We start from the raw sequence: 4,211 nt of genomic DNA on the forward strand, positions 1-4,211 counted from the left end.
GCGGAAGGGGTAGGGGTCGGGTTCGCAGGCGGCAGCTCGGACGGGAGCCCGGCCTGGGCCTTGAAGTTGTCGAACCGGGTGTGGTTGCGGACGACGCCGGCCATCCCGTACGAGGTCAGCTTCGAGAGGGGGACCAGCAGCGGCGACCCGTCGGGGTTCGCCACCTCCCCCCAGCCGTAGAACACACCGTTCATGCGCAGCCCGAGGTGCTTGTTGGAGTCGACGAAGAGCTCGACGCGGTGCGTGCGTCCGAACAGGTCTGCGCGGGTGAGCGACGTCCGGACCCGCACGGGCACGATCGTGTCCGCGAAGCCGGACCGGGTAACGTCCGTCTGGTTGACGAACCCCGACACGTAGAGCGCCCCGACCTCGACCCGGTCGTCGGACGGGTCGTCGTCGAACCCGTTCCCGGGGTCGACCAGGATGACGCCTCCCGCGATCGCGGCCGCGGGACGGCACTCGTCGGTGGGCTGCCCGAACCCTTCCGGACAGGGCTGCGACTCCGTCGCCGGCGGCGGCCACAAGAGCGCCCCGACCACGGATCCGTAGGTGATGAGGAAGGTCTCGCCGTCCTCGGTGAGCCTCAGCGGCTCCCCGTTCTGGGTGAGGCGCGCGTGACCGACGTCGGTGATGCGCGTAGCGGCGCTGATGGTGTAGGTGCCGACGCGTCCGGGCTGGTCGGCCGCCGTGGCTGGGGTGCGGTAGACGACACCGAGAGGGAAATCGTCGCGTGTGCTGCCGTCGGGGTTGAAGGCGTCTCCCGTCCTGCTCGCCACGTCGTCCCAGGAGAGTGACTTGGTCTGGCCGCCGTCCACGAAGGCGGAGCCGGCCGAGTTGTTGGCCACGGTCCACCGGGTTCCGTGGTTGTCGTTGAACGGCGGGATGGTGAGGATCCGCCAGTTGGCCGGTGCCGCCCCCGGCGCGTCCGCCAGCGACTCGAAGGTGTCCTCGACGATCACCCGACCGAGCGCGGCCCGGGACACCGACCCCGTTGCCACCAGCAGAGACGCGAGCAATCCCAGGACCAGCCAGGACGAGAACGGACGCAGACGCACGGTCACCCCTCCCCTAGACACCGCGGCGAGCGGAGCTCGCCCCCAGGAAGGGTTCTCCGCGTGCGGACCGTTCCCTGCCCGCTAGGACGCGGGCGTCACTCCCACTCGATGGTGCCGGGAGGCTTTGACGTGATGTCGTACACGACCCGATTCACGCCCTTCACCTCGGCGGTGATCCGGTTGCTGATCCGCTCGAGGACCTCGTGGTCGATCCGCGCCCAGTCCGCGGTCATCGCGTCCTCCGAGGTGACCGCCCGGACGACGATCGGGTACGCGTAGGTCCTCTCGTCTCCCTGGACCCCCACCGATCGGATGGCCGGCAGCACCGCGAAGGCCTGCCAGATCTCTCGGTCGAGCCCCGCCCGGTGCAGCTCCGACCGAACCACGGCGTCCGCGCTGCGCAGGATCTCTACGCGCTCCGGCGTGACCTCCCCGATGATCCGCACGGCGAGTCCGGGGCCCGGGAACGGCTGCCGGTAGACGATCTCCTCGGGGAGCCCGAGCTCCATCCCCACGGCGCGGACCTCGTCCTTGAAGAGGTTGCGCAGCGGCTCGACGAGCGAGAACCGCATCCCCTCCGGGAGCCCCCCCACGTTGTGGTGGGTCTTGATCGTCGCGGCGGTGGAGGAGCCCGATTCGATCACGTCGGGGTAGAGCGTCCCCTGGACGAGGTACTTCACGTCCCCCAGTCCCTTGGCGACGTCCTCGAAGACACGGATGAAATGGGTGCCGATCACCTTGCGCTTCTCCTCCGGGTCGGACACCCCCTCGAGCGCGGTCATGAACCGCTCCCGCGCGTCGACGTGGATCAGCTCCACCTGGAAGTGACGACGGAAGGTCTCCACGACCTGTTCGGCCTCGCCCTCTCGCAGCAGGCCGTGGTCGACGAAGATGCAGGTCAGCTGCTCGCCGATCGCCTTGTGGACGAGGAGCGCGGCCACGGAGGAGTCGACGCCGCCGGACAGCGCACACACCACCTTCTCCGACCCGACCTGGCGACGGATCGCGTCGGTCGCCTCGTCGATGATCGAGAGCGGGGTCCACGACGGGAGCACGTCGCACGCCGTGTACAGGAAGTTCTTCAGGATCTCCCGGCCGCGCGGGGTGTGGGCGACCTCGGGGTGGAACTGGACGCCGAACAGCCCGTCCTCTGGGTCCTCCATCGCGGCCACCGGACAGGTCTCGGACGCCGCGGTGACCGTGAAGCCGTCCGGCGGCTGGACGACCGTGTCGCGATGGGACATCCACACGGTCGTCTGCTCCGGGAGCCCGTCGAGCAGGACGCTCGAACCCTCCCCGATCGCGATCTCCGTCTTGCCGTACTCCCCGACGTCGGTATGCGCGACCTCCCCACCGAGGAGGCTCGTCATCAGCTGCTGCCCGTAGCAGATCCCGAGCACGGGGACGCCGAGCCTGAGCAGCCGCACGTCGCAGGTGGGGGCGTCGGGGGCGTAGACGGAGGCCGGACCCCCGGAGAGGATCAGACCGGCCGGGTTGCGGCGCGCCAGCTCGTCGGCGTCGATCGTGTGGGGGACGATCTCGGAGTAGACGTGGCACTCGCGGACCCGCCGGGCGATCAGCTGGGCGTACTGGGCGCCGAAGTCGACCACGAGGACGGGTTGCGTCATCCCCCTGTTGGTACCAGACGCCGTCAAGCCGCGTCCGATCGCGGGGGCGAAGCGCCGGGGCCGCGCCTTCGGCGCGGCCCCGGCTCCCACGATGTGGCGACGAACGTCACCCGAGCTTCCCGTCCCGGACGTCGTTCAGGTCGGCCTTGTCGTCGTTGTCGAACTCGAGCGGCGTGCCGCCCTGGATCACGTTGCCCGGGTTGACCATCTCGACCGCGTAGTACATGACCGAGTTGCGGTTGCGCGAGTGCCCCTTGCTGTTGGGGTCCTCGTGGTTGCGCGGGCTCTTGTAGGCCAGGTTGATGAGGCTCATCACGTGTCCGAACTCGTGGGTCAGCACCGCACGCTCCATCCGCTGCGCGCCGCCCACGGCGGCCGCCCCGGGGCCGTTGACCGCCGAGTGGTTCATCGCGATAACGCCGTTCGCCCCGAACCAGGCGACCCCGGCCGCGCCCGAGAACTCCGGCACGTACAGGATCCACACCGTCGCCACGCTCGGATCGCTGTTGTTGGTCGTCCGGTGGTTCCCCATCGCCTCGAACACCTTCTGGCTGTCGTAGGCCTCGTGCTGCCGAGGGATGGACTTCACCGGCATGACCTCGACCTCGGTCTTCTGGACGATCGAGCTGACGTAGTTGACGAAGCCAGCCACCGCGGCCGCGTTCGGACCCGTCCCCTCCACGGCGGCGATCTCGAACACCAGCTTCGGGGTCGAGGACGAGAGGATCCGACGGGCTAGGGCGATCCCGGTCGCCTCGCCCTCGGCGGCGAACGCCGCCGGCGGAGGGGGCGGAGGCACCGGGTTGGACTTCTTGGCCGCCTCCTGCTGCTGCCTGGACTGGGGAGCCGGTGTGACGTTCTGTGCGGGCTGCTGCTCCTGTTGCTGAGCCTGCTCCTCGAGCTCGGGCGGCAGTTTCACTCCGGACCCGACGTTGCTCGAGCCCGGGTCCTCGGGCGCCGTCCCTCTCCGCTGGAGGTTGCAGCCGCTGAGCAGGAGCATGACGGCGGCCGCGACGGCCACCCACCGAAACATCGATGTGCGTGTCCTCATCCCATCCCCACCTTCTGGGCCCTCTGCAGGTCCTTGCCCTCCGTCTTGATCGCCGGGGCGACCACGATCTCCGCCTTGTGGAACTCCCTGATCGTGCCGTATCCGGACGTCGCCATGGAGAAGCGGAGCGCGCCGAACAGGTTCAGCGTCCCGTCGTTCACGGCGGCGGGTCCGGACAGGATCTCCTTCAACGTCGCGACCTGGGTCGTCTGCACGCGCGCCCCGCGCGGCAGCTCGGGGTGGAAGGTCGCCATCCCCCAGTGGTAGCCCTTCCCGGGCGCGTCGAAGGCGGCGGCGAGCGGGGACGCCATCATGACGGCGTCGGCCCCGCAGGCGATCGCCTTGGAGATGTCGCCCCCCGTCCGCAGTCCTCCGTCGGCGATGACATGGCAGTAACGCCCGGTCTCCTCCAGGTGCTCGCTGCGGGCGGCTGCGGCGTCCGATATCGCGGTCGCCTGGGGAACCCCGATCCCCAAC

At 69.7% G+C, this 4,211-nt stretch carries 4 protein-coding genes; all 4 read right to left on the reverse strand.

Going from position 1 to position 4,211, the window contains the following annotated elements; translation table 11 throughout:
* Positions 1–1,061, reverse strand: a 1,061-nt coding sequence (locus tag VM840_05795) for a hypothetical protein (GenBank protein ID HVL81089.1), incomplete at its 3' end; no start/stop codon positions are given.
* Between the two features lie 89 nt (positions 1,062–1,150).
* Positions 1,151–2,683: a glutamine-hydrolyzing GMP synthase gene (guaA, locus tag VM840_05800; protein ID HVL81090.1), complete on the reverse strand. Its 1,533-nt coding sequence runs from the start codon at positions 2,681–2,683 to the stop codon at positions 1,151–1,153.
* A gap of 106 nt (positions 2,684–2,789) precedes the next feature.
* Positions 2,790–3,734 carry a hypothetical protein gene (locus tag VM840_05805; GenBank protein ID HVL81091.1) on the reverse strand — a complete coding sequence of 315 codons (945 nt, stop codon included), beginning with the start codon at positions 3,732–3,734 and terminating at the stop codon, positions 2,790–2,792.
* Positions 3,731–4,211: IMP dehydrogenase (locus VM840_05810; GenBank protein ID HVL81092.1), on the reverse strand; the 481-nt coding region annotated here is incomplete at its 5' end. The genes VM840_05805 and VM840_05810, both read right to left, overlap by 4 nt.

The sequence above is a fragment of the Actinomycetota bacterium genome, assembly GCA_035540895.1.
Lineage (GTDB): Bacteria > Actinomycetota > JAICYB01 > JAICYB01 > JAICYB01 > DATLFR01.